At 65.0% G+C, this 17,316-nt stretch carries 15 protein-coding genes; 14 read left to right on the plus strand and 1 reads right to left on the minus strand.

Going from position 1 to position 17,316, the window contains the following annotated elements; all coding sequences use genetic code 11:
* Positions 1-12: 12 nt before the first annotated feature.
* The 3 genes from OCH7691_RS19135 to OCH7691_RS19145 are packed head-to-tail and all read left to right on the plus strand — an operon-like array spanning position 13 to position 3,294.
* A complete protein-coding gene (locus OCH7691_RS19135) occupies positions 13-1,146 on the plus strand; it encodes a pyridoxal phosphate-dependent aminotransferase (RefSeq protein WP_085885211.1) in 1,134 nt (377 codons plus the stop codon).
* A 28-nt stretch (positions 1,147-1,174) separates the two neighbouring features.
* On the plus strand, positions 1,175-2,056 hold the full coding sequence (locus OCH7691_RS19140) for an alpha/beta fold hydrolase (RefSeq protein ID WP_085885212.1): 882 nt from the start codon (positions 1,175-1,177) through the stop codon (positions 2,054-2,056).
* Entirely contained in the window at positions 2,053-3,294 is a 1,242-nt protein-coding gene (locus OCH7691_RS19145) for a Zn-dependent hydrolase (protein WP_085885213.1), read from the plus strand. The genes OCH7691_RS19140 and OCH7691_RS19145 overlap by 4 nt, the downstream gene beginning before the upstream one ends.
* A 38-nt stretch (positions 3,295-3,332) precedes the next feature.
* Here OCH7691_RS19145 and OCH7691_RS19150 read toward each other — a convergent pair whose 3' ends face one another.
* The gene (locus OCH7691_RS19150; protein ID WP_085885214.1) at positions 3,333-4,019 is read right to left on the minus strand and encodes a GntR family transcriptional regulator; all 687 of its coding nucleotides are present in this window, start codon (positions 4,017-4,019) and stop codon (positions 3,333-3,335) included.
* Between the two features lie 197 nt (positions 4,020-4,216).
* Here OCH7691_RS19150 and OCH7691_RS19155 point away from each other — a divergent pair, with 197 nt between their 5' ends.
* The 11 genes from OCH7691_RS19155 to OCH7691_RS19205 all read left to right on the plus strand — a co-directional run bounded on the left by OCH7691_RS19155 (position 4,217) and on the right by OCH7691_RS19205 (position 17,305).
* Positions 4,217-5,212: an isopenicillin N synthase family dioxygenase gene (locus OCH7691_RS19155; RefSeq protein ID WP_085885215.1), complete on the plus strand. Its 996-nt coding sequence runs from the start codon at positions 4,217-4,219 to the stop codon at positions 5,210-5,212.
* Between the two features lie 50 nt (positions 5,213-5,262).
* The gene (locus OCH7691_RS19160) at positions 5,263-7,053 is read left to right on the plus strand and encodes an acyl-CoA dehydrogenase (RefSeq protein ID WP_085885216.1); all 1,791 of its coding nucleotides are present in this window, start codon (positions 5,263-5,265) and stop codon (positions 7,051-7,053) included.
* 49 nt (positions 7,054-7,102) lie between these two features.
* Positions 7,103-8,608: an aldehyde dehydrogenase family protein gene (locus tag OCH7691_RS19165; protein WP_085885217.1), complete on the plus strand. Its 1,506-nt coding sequence runs from the start codon at positions 7,103-7,105 to the stop codon at positions 8,606-8,608.
* 312 nt (positions 8,609-8,920) lie between these two features.
* The gene (locus tag OCH7691_RS19170; protein ID WP_085885218.1) at positions 8,921-9,949 is read left to right on the plus strand and encodes an ABC transporter substrate-binding protein; all 1,029 of its coding nucleotides are present in this window, start codon (positions 8,921-8,923) and stop codon (positions 9,947-9,949) included.
* A 21-nt stretch (positions 9,950-9,970) separates the two neighbouring features.
* Positions 9,971-10,858, plus strand: coding sequence for an ABC transporter ATP-binding protein (locus tag OCH7691_RS19175; protein ID WP_085885219.1), 888 nt, complete (start codon positions 9,971-9,973; stop codon positions 10,856-10,858).
* A complete protein-coding gene (locus OCH7691_RS19180) occupies positions 10,855-11,607 on the plus strand; it encodes an ABC transporter permease (RefSeq protein WP_085885220.1) in 753 nt (250 codons plus the stop codon). The genes OCH7691_RS19175 and OCH7691_RS19180 overlap by 4 nt, the downstream gene beginning before the upstream one ends.
* On the plus strand, positions 11,589-12,344 hold the full coding sequence (locus OCH7691_RS19185) for an ABC transporter permease (RefSeq protein WP_217808152.1): 756 nt from the start codon (positions 11,589-11,591) through the stop codon (positions 12,342-12,344). The genes OCH7691_RS19180 and OCH7691_RS19185 overlap by 19 nt, the downstream gene beginning before the upstream one ends.
* Before the next feature lie 58 nt (positions 12,345-12,402).
* Complete coding sequence (locus OCH7691_RS19190) at positions 12,403-13,245, plus strand: p-hydroxycinnamoyl CoA hydratase/lyase (RefSeq protein ID WP_085885222.1); 843 nt, start codon at positions 12,403-12,405, stop codon at positions 13,243-13,245.
* A gap of 43 nt (positions 13,246-13,288) precedes the next feature.
* A complete protein-coding gene (locus OCH7691_RS19195) occupies positions 13,289-14,437 on the plus strand; it encodes a CaiB/BaiF CoA transferase family protein (RefSeq protein WP_085885223.1) in 1,149 nt (382 codons plus the stop codon).
* A 228-nt stretch (positions 14,438-14,665) separates the two neighbouring features.
* Entirely contained in the window at positions 14,666-16,219 is a 1,554-nt protein-coding gene (locus tag OCH7691_RS19200) for an AMP-binding protein (RefSeq protein ID WP_085885224.1), read from the plus strand.
* A 51-nt stretch (positions 16,220-16,270) separates the two neighbouring features.
* Positions 16,271-17,305 (plus strand): glutathione S-transferase N-terminal domain-containing protein, encoded by a 1,035-nt coding sequence (locus OCH7691_RS19205; protein WP_085885225.1) that lies wholly within the window; start codon positions 16,271-16,273, stop codon positions 17,303-17,305.
* Positions 17,306-17,316: the final 11 nt, after the last annotated feature.

Here is a 17,316-nt window from a genome sequence, read left to right on the forward strand (position 1 = left end):
AAGAGTAGCGCCATGCGGCAGTTCGAAGAGAAGAACGCCTATTTCGACCAGCTGTTCTCGACCCCGGGGCTCAAGTGGCTCGGTCAGAATACAAACCATATGCCGATGCATCCCTCGGTCCGCCAGGCGCTCCTGCAGGCTGTCGAGGACGAGGGCTTCCACGCCTACGCGCCGCCCGCGGGTTTCGAGGCCCTGCGCCAGGGAATCGTCGCGGATCTCGACCTCCCGGGCGCGTCGGCGCTGGTGACCGACGGCGCGGTCGGCGGACTGTTCCTCGTCTGCCACGCGTTCTGCCGGCCGGGCACCAATTTCGTCACCACCGATCCGGGCTGGAAATGGCCGATGCAGTTCGCCCGGCAGGCCGGCGCCGAGGTTCGCGAGATCGCGATTTACGATCCGGCGCTGAACTACCGGCTGTCGCCGGAGCAGCTGCGCGCGACGGTCGATCAGGATACGGCCATCATCTATATCGTCGATCCGAACAACCCGCTGGGAATCTGTTACACTCGGGACGAGATTTCGGCCTTCTGCGAGATCGCCCGTGGGGTCGATGCGATCCTGCTGCATGACTGCACCTATCGGGATTTTGCCTTCGACCACACCCTCGCCGCGACCTTCTATCCGGAAGGCACGGTGACCAGTTACAGCTTCTCGAAATGGCTTGGCCTTGCCGGTCTCCGGATCGGCGCCGTGATCTCGAATCCCGATGTCGTCGAGACGCTGGCCGGCATATCGCCCTCGACCCTCGGAAGCAGTGTCATCGCGCAGCGCGGCGCGCTGGCCGGCCTCGCCGTCAAGGGTGCCTGGATGGAGGAGGTGTTGCGCGTCCAGCGCGGCAACCAGGATCGCATTCGCGAGGTGGTGGATTCCGTTCCGGGCCTGTCCCTGCCGGTATTCCCGTCGAACGGCAACTTCCTGGTCGTCGAATGCGCCGAGCTCGGCATCGCGCCAGAGGCGCTGGTTGCGGCGTACCAGGAACGCGGCATCATGATCCGCCAGGGGCGCTATCACACGCCGCGCTTCGGTGACCGCTTCATCAAGGTCAGCACATCCGTGCCCGCGTCGTGGGTCGAGGAGTTTTGCGGCCTGCTGCCGGAGATGATCGAGACGGCGCGCGGCATGAACATGACCAGGCCACTGTTCTAGCGGCCCGGCCAGCTTTCGGGAGGTGTCGATGAGCTTTGCGACGACGGACGACGGGGTTCGCCTTTACTTCGAGGAAGCGGGAGACGGTTCGCCGATCGTCTTCGTGCACGAATTCGGTGGCGATCACCGCAGCTGGGAGCCCCAGATGCGCTATTTCTCGCGCCGGCACCGCTGTATCACCTTCGGCGCCCGCGGCTATCCGCCGTCGGATGTGCCCGAGGACGTCGAGGCCTATTCCCAGAAGCGCGCGGTGCAGGACATCGTCGCCGTCATGGACGCGGCGAAGGTCGACAAGGCCCATGTCGTCGGGCTTTCCATGGGCGGTTTCGCGACACTCCATCTCGGGCTCGAGCAGCCGGACCGGGCGCTCTCGCTGGTCGTCGCCGGGGCCGGATACGGGGCGGAGAAGGAATTCGAGGATTACTTCCGCGACGTGTCGCTCGAAGTCGCCCGCAACTTCGAGGCTCAGGGCAGCGAAGTCTTTGCCCGGACCTACGCGCTCGGGGCGTCGCGCGTGCAGTTCCAGAACAAGGACCCGCGCGGCTGGCGCGAGTTCGCGGAGCAGCTGGGCGAGCATTCCGCGCTCGGGGCCGCCAACACGATGCGTGGCGTGCAGGCCCGGCGTCCGTCCATCTACGACCTTGCCGACGGTCTCGCCCGGATGACGCTTCCGACGCTCGTCGTTGTTGGCGACGAGGACGATCATTGCATCCAGCCGGGTGTGTTCCTGAAGAAGACGCTGCCTGCCTGCGGCCTGCTGGTGATGCCGAAAACGGGTCACACGCTCAACCTGGAGGAGCCCGATTCCTTCAATCGCGCGCTGGCGGAATTCATCGCCCAGGTCGAGGCGGGTCGCTGGTCGAGGCGCGACCCCCGGGCGACACCCGACCAGATCATGAAGACGTCATGAGCCTGGCGCGGCCGTCCCGCTTCGTCGACCAGGACCGGCTGTGGCGGCGCCACGAGGAACTGGCGCGTTTCGGCGCGACCGCGCGCGGCGGGGTCAACCGGCAGGCGCTTTCGCCCGAGGATGCGGCGGCACGTCTGCAGCTTGTCGACTGGGCGCGACCGCTCGGACTGACCGCGAAATCGGATGCCGTCGGCAACCTCTTTCTCGTGCTCAAGGGCAGGGATGCTGCCCTCTCGCCGGTGCTGTCAGGCTCCCATATCGACAGCCAGCCGACTGGCGGCCGTTTCGACGGGGCCTACGGCGTGCTCGCAGCACTCGAGGCGGTCGAGGCGCTCCTTGCGGCCGGCCTCCGCCCAAGGCGCTCCATCGAGGTGGTCGCCTGGATGAACGAGGAAGGCTCGCGCTATGCGCCCGGCATGATGGGCTCCGCCGCCTTTGCGGGCGCGCGCAGCCTGGCCGATATCCTGGCCGTGCGGGACGCCGACGGGGTGTCCGTCGAGGCGGCGCTCGCCTGCATGCCGTCGTTCCCGCCGGTCGATCTGCCCAGGCCGGTCCATGCCTATGTCGAGGCCCATATCGAACAGGGCCCGGTCCTCGAACGCGAAGGATTCCCGGTCGGGATTGTCACCGGCATCCAGGGCAAGCGCACCTATCGTGTCACGGTGACAGGGGAGGAAGCCCACGCGGGTACCGCGCCCCGGGGCGAGCGCCGGGACGCGCTGTTCGCGGCAATGGATATTGTTTCAGCCCTGCGGCGCCTGACCGACGATCCCGAGGGTCTGGTGCGATTCACGGTCGGCGCCTTCACGGTGCGACCGAACGCGCCCTCCGTGGTGCCGAGCTCGGTCGTGTTCTCGATCGACCTGCGACATTACGATGCCGGTATCCTGGCGTCGCTCGGCGACCGGGTCGAGACGGTTTGCGAGACCAATGCCGGTGTTTGTCATGTCGCCGTCGAGGAACTGAGCCGAGCGGACCCGAAAAGCTTCCCGGTCTCGATGCGGGACCGCATCCGCGCCGCCGCCGGGGCGCTCGGCATACCGCACCGGGATCTGCCGTCCGCCGCGGGACATGACGCCGGCTATCTCCACCTGGCCTGCGAGACCGGCATGATCTTCGTTCCCTGTCGTGACGGCGTGAGTCACCGCGAGGACGAGTGGGCCGAGCCCGCGGCACTCGCCGACGGCGCGCGCGTGCTGACCGAGACGCTTGCCGGACTGGCGGATTGCGCGCCGTGACGGACGGGCCCGGAACAGCGCGATCCCTCAGCGACCGGTCAGCCGACCTTTTGCGGAGCCGTGACCTCGATCGGCAGGGACGCGATGAAGTCGGTCAGGTTCTCGCCCAGCAGGTTGACATGGTCGCGCATCGCCTTGCCAGCGGCCTCGGCGTCCCCTGCCAGAATGGCGTCGATCACAAGCTGGTGCTCGTGAATGGTCGCGGCCATCCGGCCCGGCCGATAGGTCACGTGACGACGATAGGGGCCGACGCGGTTCCGGATCTGGTTGGTCTGTTCGGCGAGAAATTCGCTCTCGGCGGCCTCGTAAATCAGGTGGTGGAATTCCCGATTGATCTCGTAGAACTTCGCCGGCTCGTTCTTCTCGAGCGCGGCGATCAGCCGCTTGTGAATATCCAGCAGCGCCTTGCGCTGCGGAACGGTCATGCGCCGCGTCGCAAGGCGCGTGCACAGGCCTTCGAGCTCGGCCATGACCTCGAACATCTGGATCAGCTTGGGGATGGTGAGCGTCGCCACGATCGGCGTCTGACGCGAACGCATCTCGACCAGGCCGGAAGAAGCAAGCTGCCGCAGCGCTTCGCGGACCGGCGTGCGAGACACTTTGTGGCGTATCGCCAGCGTCTGTTCGTCCAGGCGCATGCCGGGCGCAAGTTCGCCCGACAGGATCTCCCGCTCCAGCGCCCGCCGGAGGTCGTCTGCCCTAGTGGCCGTTGCCCGTCCCTTCATCGTTTCCTACCGCGCTTTGGTTCCGCAAGGATGAGTTCTATCAAGTATACAAAATACGAATTTTTGTATATAAAATATGACGAGGCAATCCCGGGCGCCAGCATGTTGTTCCAGCCTATAGCACGGAGACCGGTGAATAGAAGCCTTTCGGGCTTTCCGCCGGCGATCGACGCAGTGCGAGACCGGGAGAGGGGGCAATGACACGACACCTTGGCCTGCCCGTTGTCGATCTCGGCCGGTTGGACGGTGGCGGAGGCAGCACGTCCGACATCGCGCGCGCGATCCGGTCCGCCTGCGAGACGGCAGGTTTCTTCTATCTAGACGGTCATGGCGTGGACGCGCGGATCATCGCCGACGCGTTCGAGGCAAACCGCCGGTTCCATGCCCTGCCGATGGCGCGCAAGCAGGCCGTGGCTTCGAACCGGTGGCATCGCGGCTATCTCGGGTTCGGCGACGCCAAGCTGAAATCCTCGGCGCGGTACGCGCCTGCCCGCCAGGCCAATCGGCTGGAATCCTTCTTTGTCCGCCACGAGGTCGAGGAGGACGATCCTGATTTCCGCTCCGGCAAGCCCCTGCAGGGACCCAATCAGTGGCCCGACGATGCATTCTTCAAGGAAGCGGTGTCGGCTTACGATAAGGCGCTCCGCCGGCTTGGCATGCGGCTGTTGCCGGTCCTCTCGCTGGCCATCGGAGAAGAGGCGGGGTTTCTCGCTCGGCATTTCGCTCCGCCGTCGACCGCGCTGCGCCTCAACCATTATCCGCCGGCCGAGCCGACGCCGGAGGATGACGTATTCGGCAGCCATCCGCATACCGACTACGGCTTCCTGACGCTGCTGGCGCAGGACGCAATCGGTGGCCTCGAGATCGAGACGACGGACGGCTCGTGGCATCCGGTGCCCTGTCGCGAGGGGGCGTTCGTGGTCAACATCGGCGACATCTTCGCGCGCTGGACCAACGATGTCTTCAATTCGACCCGGCATCGGGTCGTCACGCCGGCGGGTGGCAGGGACCGTTACTCGATCGCCTATTTCTTCGACCCCAATCTCGACACGTTCATTGAATGCCTGCCGGCATTTCAGGGTGGTGAGGCGCGTTACCAGCCGATCCGTTTCGTCGATTATTTCGCTGAGCGTCTGGACGCCAATTACAGCCGCCGCGATGCGGAGCCCGACGGGGGTTCGGATGCGTCCTGAGCGCCGCGACCGGTTCCCCAAGGCCCCCTGTTTCCAGAGGCGAGTTCGTCATGCCCGAGTATAAGGCGCCGATCGCAGACATCCGCTTTGTTCTCGAGGAGTATCTCGAGGTCAGCCGCTACGCGGCTCTGCAAGGCTTCGACGGTCTCGACGCGGATGACATCGCCGCGCTGCTCGAAGGCGCGGCGCGGATCTGCGAAGGCGTCGCGCAACCCCTCAACCGGGTCGGGGACGAGGTAGGCTGCCGTTTCCGCGATGGCGAGGTCACGACGCCGCCGGGTTTCCGCGAGGCCTATCGCGCCTTCGCCGAGGGCGGCTGGATCGGCCTCGCCCTCGACTCCCGCTACGGTGGAAAAGGGCTCCCCGGCGTTCTCTCGGAAGCCGTCTACGAGGTGCTGTCAGGCGCCAACATGGCCTTCAGCGGCTACATCGAGTTGAGCGAGGCGGTCTTTACCGCCATCCACGCCGCCGGCAGCGAGGAGCAGAAGCGCCTCTATCTCGGTAAGCTGTCAGGCGGCGAGTGGACGGGGGCCATGCACCTGACCGAACCGCAGGCGGGTTCCGACCTCCGTCTCGTGCGGACCCGGGCCGAGCCGCAGGCCGACGGCACCTACCGGATCACCGGCAGCAAGACGTTCATCACCAACGCGGAGCATGACCTGGCGCCCAACATCGTCAATCTGGTCCTCGCGCGCATTTCGGGCGCGCCGGATGGCGGCGGCGGGCTCAGCCTCTTCATCGTTCCCAAGTATCTGCCGGACGAGAACGACGAGCCCGGCGAACGTAACGCCGTCCGCTGCCTCTCGATCGAACACAAGATGGGACTGCGGGCGGCGCCCACCGGGGTCATCGCCTACGACGGTGCGACGGGCTTCCTTGTTGGCGAGCCGAACCGGGGTCTCGCCGCGATGTTCGTGATGGTCAACGACGCCCGGCTCGGTGTCGCCCTGCAGGGCCTGAGCATCGCCGAAGCGGCCTACCAGAACGCCGCCGCCTACGCGAAGGAGCGCCTTCAGGGCCGTCCGGTCGCGGGCGTGCCCGGCGGCAATCGTGACGCCGTTCCGATCGTCGATCACCCGGACGTGCGCCGCATGCTGCTCGTCATGCGGTCCTTTACCGAGGGCGCACGGGCGCTGGGCCTCTGGGTGGCGTTGCAGATCGATCTGTCGAAGCGGGCTGCCGACCCGGCGGAGCGCGCCCGGGCCGACCGCCTGGTCGCGCTGCTCACGCCGGTCATCAAGGCGCATTTCACCGACGGCGGATTCGAGGTCGCCGATCTCGCGATCCAGTGTTTCGGCGGCTACGGCTATATTCGCGAGACGGGGATCGAGCAGTTCCTGCGCGACGTCCGGATCACGCGCATCTACGAAGGCACCAACGGCATCCAGGCGCTCGATCTCGTGCGCCGCAAGCTGACCCTCGATGACGGCGCGGCGCTCGCGGAATTCCTCGCGCTGGTGGCCGACGATATCGCTGCGGCCCGCGCGATCCCGGCACTGGAAAGCGAGGCGGCCGCGGTTGCCCGCGCGCTTTCCGACGCGCAAGAAGCGGCCGACTGGATGCGTGGAAGGTTGCCCGAAGGCCTCCTTGATCCGGCCGGCGGCGCGACCGATTTCCTTCGCCTCTTCGGTCTGCTGGCGATGGGCTGGACCTGGTTGCGGGTTCTCGTGATCACCGAGCGGCGTTCGGCCCGGCGCCCGGAGGGCGACCGCACCATGCGGGCCAAGCAGATGACCGGGCGTTTCTACATTCTCCGCATGCTTCCCGAGACGGACATGCTCAAACGGCGAGCAACGATGGGGGCGGCGGACCTCATGGCGCTCGCTGCCGAAGATTTCTGAACAGCGTGTACCCGATGAAAGTCATCGGGAAAGGGAGGCTTTGCGGCCCATGTCGGCATCGATACTGAACCAGATCCCGGAGAACCGGCTGCATTATGGCGGCCGCTGGCAGGCACCCTCGGGGAGCGGACGGCTCGCGGTGCGCAGCCCGGCGACGGGCGAGCCGATCGCCACCATCGCGCTGGCCGACGACGAGGATGTCGCCCGGGCCGCGGCCGCGGCGCAGACAGGCTTCGAGGCCTGGTCGGCGCTCGATACGGCCGAGCGCGCGCGGCACATGAACGCGCTCGCGGCGATCATGCGGGAGCGGATGCAGGATCTCGCCGAGCTCGAATCGCTGGTGACCGGGCGGGCAATCCGGGAGATGCGGGCACAAATGTCCCGGATCCCCGAATGGCTGGAGTATTTCGCGGCCATTGCCCAGGGCCTGGAGGGTGAAGCCAACCGCGTCAAGGGCGGTCTCGTGACGCTGACGCAGTACGAGCCGCTGGGCGTGGTCGGCCTGCTCACATCCTGGAACCACCCGGCCCTGATCCTCGTCAAGAAGCTCTCGGTTGCACTTGCCGCGGGCAATGCCTGCCTGGTCAAGCCGTCCGAGCTCGCGCCGCTGTCGCCGCTCCTCATCGCCGAATGGTGCGTCGAGGCGGGCCTTCCGGACGGCGTCGTCAACGTGGTGACCGGCGACGGCCGAGCCGGCGCGGCCGTCTGCGCTGCCAGGGAAGTCGGCATGGTCGACCTGACCGGCGGGACGGCGACCGGTCGCAAGGTCGCGGCGGTCGCGGCGGAACGCCTGATCCCCTGCACGCTGGAACTCGGCGGCAAGGCGCCGGTGATCGTCTGGGACGACGTCCCGGTCGAGGAAGCGGCTGCCGGCGCGGTCTTTTCGGCCTTCGTCGCCTCCGGTCAGACCTGCGTCTCGGGCTCCCGCTTTCTCGTCAAGCGGAGCATCCACGACGCTTTCGTCGCGGCTCTGAAGGCCCGGGCCGACGCACTCCGCGTCGGCGATCCCGCCGATCCGGCAACCGACATGGGGCCGGTCATCTCGGCGGCCTCGGCGGAACGATGCTTCGCCTATATCGAAAGCGCGAAGGCAGACGGCGCCCGGCTCGTCGCCGGTGGCGCGAAGCCGTCACTGCCGGCGCCGTTCGACGCGGGTCATTTCGTCCCGCCCACGGTGTTCGCGGATGTCGATCCGGCGCACAGGCTGTTCCGCGAGGAAATCTTCGGGCCGGTGATCGCGGTGACGCCCTTCGACGATGAGGATGACGCGATCCGGCTCGCGAACGACAGCCCGTTCGGACTCGGCGCCAGCATCTGGACCCGTGATATCGGCCGGGCCCATCGCCTCGCGGCAACGGTCCGCGCCGGCGTGATCTGGATCAACGATCATCACAAGAACGACCCGCGGTCGATCTGGGGCGGCTTCGGCGAAAGCGGCTATGGCAAGGAAAACGGCTGGGACGCCCTCAGGAGCCGGATGCGGAAGCGGAGCGTGGTCATCCGCACCGCGTCCCGGTTCGACGACTGGTTCGCCGGTGGCGCGCGCTATGGCTGACCGGGGAGGATCTATTGCGGGTATCTGTTCGACCTCAGTTTGTATGCAATTCTTTCAAAATTGTGCATCAAAAGAATTGTTCTGAACACGATGACCGCGTAAGCTTTTGTTTAAGCAGGCAAGCCTGTCTCGGAAAAGCCGGAAACGAAAAATATTCCCGGCCCGACACGGCAAAAGACAGAAGCGGCCTGCAGGGGGCCGAACAGGCAAGCGATGCGACAGGATCCGGACGCATCGGTCGATCCTGGCCGACAGGAAACTGGCGGTCGGAGAAGGCAGATCCGGGGCTGTCCTAACCAGGGAGACAGGGTGATGCGAGTATCGGAGCGGAAGATATCCAGGCGGTTCATGATGACCGTTCTGGGGGGAGTTGCCACGGCGGCGGTCATGGTGTCGGGAATCAGCAGCGCGATGGCGCTCGAGAAAGTCTCGATGCGGCTGAAATGGCTGACGCAGGCCCAGTTCGTCGGCTTCTATGTGGCCAAGGCGAAGGGATTCTACGAGGAAGAAGGTCTCGACCTCACGATCAATCCCGGCGGACCGAACCTGAACGGCGAGTCGCTCGTCGCGTCGGGCGCGGAGAACTTCGCGGTCGCTGGCGGCGCCGAGAACATGCTGAAGAGCCGCGCCAAGGGATTGCCGAACGTGGGCATTGGCATGATGCTGCAGCGGACCCCGTCCGCCTATATCGCGCATGCGGATTCGGGCATCAAGTCGCCGCAGGATTTCAAGGGCAAGACCGTTTCCACCTTCTTTACCGGCGCCCACAACACGCTTTACGCGGTGCTCTCGAAGGAGGGCGTCGCAGCGGATGACGTCAAGGTCGTCCCGCAGGCGGTCTCGCTTGCCCCGTTCGTCGACCGGCAGGTCGATGTCGCAACGGTGATGATGTTCAACGAACTGATCGTCCTGAAGAATCGCGGCGTCGACATCACGGTGTTCGAGGCGGAAGAGTATGGCGTCAGCTTCCCGAGCGACACGATCATCACCAACGAAACGATGATCAAGGACAAGCCGAAGGTCGTTCAGGGCTTCCTCAATGCCTCGATCCGCGGTTGGAAATACGCCCATGAGAATCCCGAGGAGACGATCGACATTCTCATGGAAGCGGCGCCGAGCCTCGATCGGGCGCATCAGGCCGCCATGCTCGAGGGGGTCAGCAAGCTGATGGTTGCCGACAAGGGTACGTCCGAGGGGATCGCTGTCCTCGACCGGGAGAAACTGGAAGGTGTGCGCGCCTACCTGATCGAAAAGGGTGAACTGCCCGAAACGGTGAAGCTCGACGATGCGATGAATACGAGCTTCTGGGCTGCCGTCCCGGATGCCTACAAGAAGCCGTAAGCATCTGGACCGAATATCAAAATGGCTGGGAGCGCGCTGGACCGTGTTGAGACCGACAAGCCTTACGAGGCCCTTGCCGTGACGGGCAAAGCCGAAGCATCGGCCGGTTCGCCCATCATCGAGCTGGCGCAGCTCACGAAAACCTTCGATAGCAGCGGCCAGAAGGTCGTCGCTATCGAGGGGGTCGATCTCGCGGTCCGGCCGGGTGAGTTCGTCACCCTCGTCGGGCCGAGCGGCTGCGGCAAGAGCACGCTGTTCAATATCGTTTCAGGGCTGCTCGACGCGGACACCGGCGGCAAGATCCATTTCAAGGGCGAGGAACGCCAGGGAAAGGAGTTGCTCGGAACGGTGTCGTTCATGCCGCAGCGCGACCTGCTGCTGCCCTGGCGCCGGGTCATCGACAATGCCGTGATCGCGCTCGAGGTCGAAGGCATGCGCCGGAAGGAGGCGCGCGAGAAGGCGCAGGTGATGTTCCAGGAATTCGGCCTCGCCGGATTCGAGCGGCATTATCCACACCAGCTGTCCGGCGGCATGCGCCAGCGCGTCGCCCTGATGCGTACCTTCCTGTTCGAACGCGACCTGATGCTGCTGGACGAGCCGTTCGGCGCGCTGGACGCGCTGACCCGTGTCATGATGCAGCGCTGGCTGCTCGGGATCTGGCAACGGCACCGGCGATCGATCCTGTTCATCACCCATGACGTGGACGAGGCGATCTTCCTCGGCGACCGAGTTGTCGTCATGACTGCCCGTCCGGGCCGGATAAAGCTCAGCCGGGAAATCGACCTGCCGCGTCCGCGCGATCCGCATGTGACGACGACGCCGGAGTTCCTCGCGATCAAGGCCGACCTCATGGAAGCGATCGAGGAAGAGAGCATGAAGTCGTTCATGTCCCAGGACGAGCGGGGATGACGTCCTGGCGGAATCAGGCGACGCCGGTCGCCGCGATTGTCATCGTTCTGATCGCGTGGGAGCTGCTGGCCCGGGCCAATGCCTCGCCGAACATGCTGCTGCCGCCGATTACCGCGGTTCTGGCGGACATCTGGGCGAATCTCGAAATCCTTCTCAGGGGCGTCCGAAGAACGCTGACCGAGACCCTGCTTGGCCTCGTGTTCGGCGCTGCCTTCGGTTTCGTGGCCGGGGCTGTCTTCGCGCAGGTTCGGATATTCGAGAAGATGTTCTTTCCGCTGTTCGTGGTGTCGCAGACCGTGCCGGTGATCGCCTTCGGCGCGCTCGTCGTCATGTGGTTCGGAAACGGCATCATGTCGAAAGTGGTGATCGCCTTCTACCTCACCTTCTTCCCGGTGACGGTGAACACCCATCGCGGCCTGCTGTCCGTCGATCAGCAGCGGGTCGATCTCCTGCGAGCCTTCGGTGCCTCGTCCTGGAAGATCTTCTGGAGCCTGCGGCTGCCCGCGGCGCTGCCGAGCATCATGGCATCGCTGCTGCTGGGCGTCAGCCTCAGCCTGATCGGCGCCATCGTCGGCGAGTGGTTCGGTGATACCGTCGGCCTCGGGATCCTGCTCGTGCAGGCGATGTATGCCGAGGACATGGTGCGGCTCTGGTCGATTATCGTCTTCTGCGGGCTTCTCGGAACCGGGCTCTACGGCATCGTCGCCTGGTTCGCCCGGCGGTATGTCTGGTGGGGAACGGAGTACTGATCGTGGCACGGGCCGGCTACCTCGCTCTCGGGATTTTCATCATCGGCTGCCTCTGGGAAGCGGCGATCGCGATATTCGCACTGCCGCCGTTCATCCTGCCGCCGCTGGCCAGCATCGGTGGCGCGATCTGGAGCGAGTTCCCGTTCCTGATGCGCGGGCTTCGGGCGACGCTCACGGTCGCCGGTGCCGGCTACGCCGTGGGCGCCGTCGCCGCCATCCTGCTCGCCCTTTCGATGGTCCTGGTCCCGACGATCGAGCGCGTCGTGAAGCCCGTCATCGTGGCGATCAACTCGGTTCCCGTCGTCGCCTACGCACCGCTCTGCCTTGTTTGGTTCGGCATGGGCCCGGCCTCGAAGATCGCGATGGTCATCCTCGCGGCCGGCTTCACCGTGTTCGTCAACGCCCTTCAGGGGCTGCAGTCCGTCGATGCGGCGGGCGTCAATCTGCTGCGAAGCTTCGGCGCCGGGCCGTTCCGGATCGCCTGGATGCTCCGCTTGCCGGCGGCACTGCCGGCGATCATCACCGGCCTCCGGGTCGCCGTCGTGCGCAGCATGATCATCGCCATCGTGGCCGAGATGCTGGGCGCTTACGAAGGCCTCGGCCGAATCATCTACGAATCCACCCAGCAGATCGAGTTCCTGACCCTGTGGGCCGCGATCATCGTGGCCTCCACGGCGAGCATGATCGCCTACGGCATACTCGTCGTCATCGATCGCCGTCTGGTCTGGTGGAAATAGACCGCGTACCGAAACCGGCCGCAACGGCCAACCTTTTTCAGTCTGGGAGCTAAATCCGATGAGTGCACCGAAGCGTGAATTTGTGAAGGTCGAGAAGCAGGACGGCATTGCCTGGACCTATCTGAACCGGCCGCACAAGAAGAACGCCATGAGCCCCGGCTTGCATCTGGAGATGCACGCGACGCTCGACGAGCTGGAAGCGGATCCGGAAACCAAGGTCGTCGTCATTGCCGGCGCGGACGGCGTGTTCTCCGCCGGCCAGGATCTCAAGGAATATTTCCGCGATCTCGACGAGAACCCTGCCGAGGCCAAGCGCATCCGGGGTATTTCCAACCGCTGGCAGTGGGATCGGCTTTACATGTTCGACAAGCCGACGATCGCGATGGTCGAGGGCTTCTGCGTCGGCGGCGCCTTCACGCACATGCTGGCGACCGACTTCGCCATTGCCTGCGAGGACACCACCTTCTCGTTGTCCGAGGTGAACTGGGGCATTCTGCCGGGTGGCATGGTCAGCAAGGCGCTGGCCGACGCGGTGCCGCTGCGCCAGGCGCTCTACTATGCCTGCCTCGGCGATCCCTTCGACGGCAAGGAAGCGGCCCGCATCGGCCTCATCACCTACGCCGTTCCGAAGGAACTGATCCGCGAGGAAGTGACCAAGCTGGCGCACAAGCTGATGTCGAAGAGCCCTGCCGCGCTGCGTGCGACGAAGCAGGTCATCCGCCAGGTCCGGCAGATGGATTTCGGTCAGGCGGCCGATTACATGCAGGTCAAGAAGGACGCCATTCGCGTTTCCGACCCCGAGAACTCTTACAACACGGGGCTGCAACAGTTCATCGACGAGAAGAGCTACAAGCCGGTCTACGCCCCGTTCAAGAAGCGCGACGAGCGCGAGAAGGGCTGAGACAGACCGTCCTGAATCGAGCCTGATGCGGGGGAGAAGCGCGATGCCGGGGCCATTGGCGGGATTTCGTGTGGTTGAGTTGTCGACGATGATAACGGGTCCGTTGACCGGCATGCTTCTGGCCGACATGGGCGCGGACGTCATCAAGATCGAGAATCCGGAAGGCGGCGATCCGTTCCGCAGTTACGGGGGCGGCGAGTACAGCGCGCAGTTCTGTTCCTACAACCGGAACAAGCGGAGCGTTGCCATCTCGCTGAAATCGGAAACGGGGCGCCGGCTTCTGGAGAAACTCGTGACCGGCAGCGATGTCCTGATCGAGAATTTCCGCCCCGGGGTGATGGAGCGGCTGGGATTCGGGGACGAGCGCCTGCGGGCGCTCAACCCGCGCCTGATCCGCTGCTCGATCACCGGCTTCGGTCGGGGCGGACCCTACTCGTCCCGGCCCTGTTACGACGCCATCGCGCAGGGCCTGAGCGGCATGTCGAGCCAGTTCCTCGATCCCGACAAGCCGCGCCTGGCGGGCACGACGATCTCCGACAACGTGACCGGGCAATATGCCTGCTACGGCATCATGGCCGCGTTGCTGGAGCGCGAGCGGACCGGCGTCGCGCGCAGCGTCGACGTCAACATGCTCGACGCGACGATGGCCTTCATGCCCGAGCCGTTCGCCTATTACACCCAGAACGGCGAGGTCGCTGACGCCTATCTGCGGATCAAGAATTCGCAGGCCTATGCCTTCCGATGCGCTGACGGCAAGATGCTCGCCACGCACATGGCGTCGCAGCAGAAGTTCTGGATGCAGTTCTCCGAGGCGATCGGCCGGCCCGACCTCGTTGACGACCCGAGATTCGCGACCCTTGTCGGACGGGTCGAAAACTACGAGGCGTTGCTCGATATCGCCGGCGGAATCTTCGCCGAGCATCCCCGTCTCCACTGGATACAGCGGCTCGAGCAGTTCGACATTCCCTTCACGCCGGTGAACTCGATCCCCGAGGTTTTCGAGGATCCGCAGGTGCAGCATCTGTCGAGTTTCATGACGCTGTCGCACCGGGAGAAGGGCGACCTCACCGCCCTGCGCCGTCCCGTCACGTTCGACGGATCGCGCGCCGACCAGCCGACCGTGGCGCCGCCGACACTCGGCGAACATACCGCCGAGGTGCTGCGCGAGTGCGGGCTCGAGACTGGCGACTAGCGGTCCGGGCCCGGACTACCGCCCGACTTGTCGACACAAAGGCCGCCTCAAGGGGCGGCCTTTCCTTTGTTTGAAGGAAGTGCGGGTTGATCGCTGGTGTCGCGTGCTCGCGATTTAGGGCTGAAACCAGTTTGGCCGACGGGCGATATCGATTGGCGCTGCCCCGCGAGATGCGTCCCGAGGTCGGGAGGTAGGCTGGTTCCCGTACTGGCAATGGACTGGCATCTCATGGAATTTCCGACCCTGCACGACTGGCCCGGCTACGGCGATCTTGTCCGGACCGCGCTGGCCCGCTTTCCCGAACGCGTGGCGTTGGTCGAAGGCGACCGTCAATTATCCTATCGCGAGCTTGGCCAACGGATTTTGGCAGCCGGGTCGGCACTTGAGCGTCTGGGACTACGCAGGGGTGAGGCAGTCGCGCAGCTCTCGCAGAACTCGATCGACGCAGTCGTTCTCCAGTTGGCGGCCTATGCTCGAGGTTTCCGCTTCATTCCACTCCACCCGCTGGGGGCGGAAGACGACCATGCCTATATCCTGCAGGATTCCGAGGCGAGGATTCTCGTCTTCCAGGCGGGGCGCTATTCCGCCAATGCGGACTATCTGCGGAGCCATGTCGAGGGTCTCTCCAAGGTACTGAGCCTTTCCGACATCTTCGAACTGGCGAACGACGCCGACGAAGAGTCAGAGGTGGTGCCCCCCAACATCCCGGAACCCGAACATGTAGTCACGATGCTCTATACCGGCGGGACCACCGGAAAACCCAAGGGCGTGGTCCTGACGAACCGGTGCATGGTTCTCAACGCCATGCTTTGCCTGTCGGAATGGGAATGGCCGGCGGACATCCGCTTCCTGTGCGCGACGCCGATTACGCACGCCTCCGGATGCATGATCGTGCCGATCCTCCTGCGCGGCGGCACGGTTTATCTGCACGCTGGTTTCGACGCGGAGAAATTTTACGAAGATGCGCGGCGGCATCGGATTACCGCGACGTTCCTCGTGCCGACAATGATCTACCTGTTGCTCGATCAGGCCAGCGACCGGACGCTGCCCGACCTGGAACTCGTGATCTACGGCGGCTCGGCGATCTCACCCAGCCGGCTCGACGAGGCGCTTCGGCGCTTCGGGCCGATCTTCATGCAGATCTATTCGCAGTCGGAGGCGCCGAATTTCGCCTGCGCGATGCGCCGAGGCGAACATGTTGCCGGCGACCTCGCCCGCCTTGCCTCGTGCGGCCGTCCGCTGGCCGGGATCACCGTCCGGCTTCTTGACGAGGACGGTGTTCCGGTCCGGCAGGGCGAGATCGGCGAGATCTGTTTCCGCGGCCCGTCGATCATGCAGCATTACTGGAAGAGGCCCGGGGAATCGTCGGAAGCGCTCAAGGATGGATGGCTTCACACCGGAGACCTCGCGCATCAGGACGAAGCCGGCTTCATCTATATCGTCGACCGGCGCAAGGACATGATCGTTTCCGGCGGATTCAATGTCTATCCGCGCGAGATCGAGGATGTCCTGACAGCGCACGAGGCAGTCCTGGCGGCAGCCGTGATTGGCATTCCCGACCCGAAATGGGGCGAAGCGGTGAAGGCAATCGTCGTGCGCAGGCCCGGTGGCATTGTGACCGGGCAGGCTCTCACCGACCTCGTCAAGCAGAAGAAAGGTTCGGTCGCGGCGCCGAAATCGGTGGATTTCGTGGACGAATTGCCGCTCACGCCGCTCGGAAAACCCGACAAGAAGGTGCTGAGGGAACGTTACTGGCAGGGCCAGTCCCGCCGCGTCGGTTGAACTGGCGCTGCTTTCGACCGTTCCTTGAAACAATTTTAATCAGGAGCAGACATGCACGCTGATCGATATCGCCTATACGGTGTTCTGGGGTCCCCCTATGCCGCCAAGGTTCGCGCCCTGCTGCGTTATCGGCATCTGCCGTTCGACTGGATCGGGGCGGGCTATGACTGGGCACCCGATTATGTCGAGGTCCGCGACGAACTGCGCGACGTGAAGCCGCCGGTTATCCCGGTCCTGCGGTTTCCGCACGACGGCAGCTATCGGACCGACTCAACGGTCCTGGCCTATCAGCTGGAAGACCTGCATCCCGGCCACCGGTCCGTCATCCCCGACGGCGCGGCGAGAGCGTTCCTGTCTCATTTGCTCGAAGACATGGCGGACGAGTGGGGCATGAAGATGGCCTTCTGGTATCGCTGGAGCAACGAGGCCGACGGCGAATTCAGAAGCCGCTTCATCATGGCCGAGATCATGGGCGGCGGCGTCCCCGATCAACTTCTCGGCGAGGCGGCGAAGCAGTTCCGTGAGCGGCAGGTGCATCGTATGGATCTGGTCGGCGTGACGCCGGAAAACGGGCCGCTGGTTATCGAGACCTACGACCGGGTTCTGGATATCACCAACCGGATGAACGAGCGCCAGTCGTTCCTGTTCGGAAGCAGACCGTCGCTTGCCGACTTCGGATGGTACGGAGCCCTGTTCACCTGCTGGAACGACCCGTCGCCGGGACGGATCATGACCGAACGGGCGCCGGGGACGATCTACTGGTTGCAGCGGCTGGACGAGGCGTCTGGCGTCTCCGGCGACTGGTATGACCCGGAGGATCCGCTCCCGGAGAGCGTGGTCGAACTCCTGGGTATGGTCGGCGACGTCTATCTACCGTTCCTGGCCGCCAATGCGGCGGCGCTCGACGAAGGGCGGAAGACCTTCACCTTCAGTGCCTATGGCCGGCCCTACACGCAGGGCGTATTCCGCTATCAGCGGAAATGCCTGGAGTGGCTGCGCAGCGAGTTCGCCGGGCTCTCGGCGGATGATCGGGCTAGTATCGAGGAGGTGCTCAAGGATACGGGCTGCCTGAACTACCTGGTGTAGGGGCAGGGCTC

Source organism: Oceanibacterium hippocampi (assembly GCF_900172325.1).
In the GTDB taxonomy this organism is placed as follows: domain Bacteria; phylum Pseudomonadota; class Alphaproteobacteria; order Sneathiellales; family Sneathiellaceae; genus Oceanibacterium; species Oceanibacterium hippocampi.

What these genes read in the sequence shown, in the direction of transcription:
- OCH7691_RS19150 (WP_085885214.1), bottom strand. Translation starts at nt 4,019, where the DNA reads ATGAAGGGACGGGCAACGGCCACTAGGGCAGACGACCTCCGGCGGGCG.
- OCH7691_RS19165 (WP_085885217.1), top strand. Translation starts at nt 7,103, where the DNA reads ATGTCGGCATCGATACTGAACCAGATCCCGGAGAACCGGCTGCATTAT.
- OCH7691_RS19190 (WP_085885222.1), top strand. Translation starts at nt 12,403, where the DNA reads ATGAGTGCACCGAAGCGTGAATTTGTGAAGGTCGAGAAGCAGGACGGC.
- OCH7691_RS19145 (WP_085885213.1), top strand. Translation starts at nt 2,053, where the DNA reads ATGAGCCTGGCGCGGCCGTCCCGCTTCGTCGACCAGGACCGGCTGTGG.
- OCH7691_RS19205 (WP_085885225.1), top strand. Translation starts at nt 16,271, where the DNA reads ATGCACGCTGATCGATATCGCCTATACGGTGTTCTGGGGTCCCCCTAT.
- OCH7691_RS19140 (WP_085885212.1), top strand. Translation starts at nt 1,175, where the DNA reads ATGAGCTTTGCGACGACGGACGACGGGGTTCGCCTTTACTTCGAGGAA.
- OCH7691_RS19195 (WP_085885223.1), top strand. Translation starts at nt 13,289, where the DNA reads ATGCCGGGGCCATTGGCGGGATTTCGTGTGGTTGAGTTGTCGACGATG.
- OCH7691_RS19155 (WP_085885215.1), top strand. Translation starts at nt 4,217, where the DNA reads ATGACACGACACCTTGGCCTGCCCGTTGTCGATCTCGGCCGGTTGGAC.
- OCH7691_RS19175 (WP_085885219.1), top strand. Translation starts at nt 9,971, where the DNA reads ATGGCTGGGAGCGCGCTGGACCGTGTTGAGACCGACAAGCCTTACGAG.
- OCH7691_RS19180 (WP_085885220.1), top strand. Translation starts at nt 10,855, where the DNA reads ATGACGTCCTGGCGGAATCAGGCGACGCCGGTCGCCGCGATTGTCATC.
- OCH7691_RS19200 (WP_085885224.1), top strand. Translation starts at nt 14,666, where the DNA reads ATGGAATTTCCGACCCTGCACGACTGGCCCGGCTACGGCGATCTTGTC.
- OCH7691_RS19160 (WP_085885216.1), top strand. Translation starts at nt 5,263, where the DNA reads ATGCCCGAGTATAAGGCGCCGATCGCAGACATCCGCTTTGTTCTCGAG.
- OCH7691_RS19170 (WP_085885218.1), top strand. Translation starts at nt 8,921, where the DNA reads ATGCGAGTATCGGAGCGGAAGATATCCAGGCGGTTCATGATGACCGTT.
- OCH7691_RS19135 (WP_085885211.1), top strand. Translation starts at nt 13, where the DNA reads ATGCGGCAGTTCGAAGAGAAGAACGCCTATTTCGACCAGCTGTTCTCG.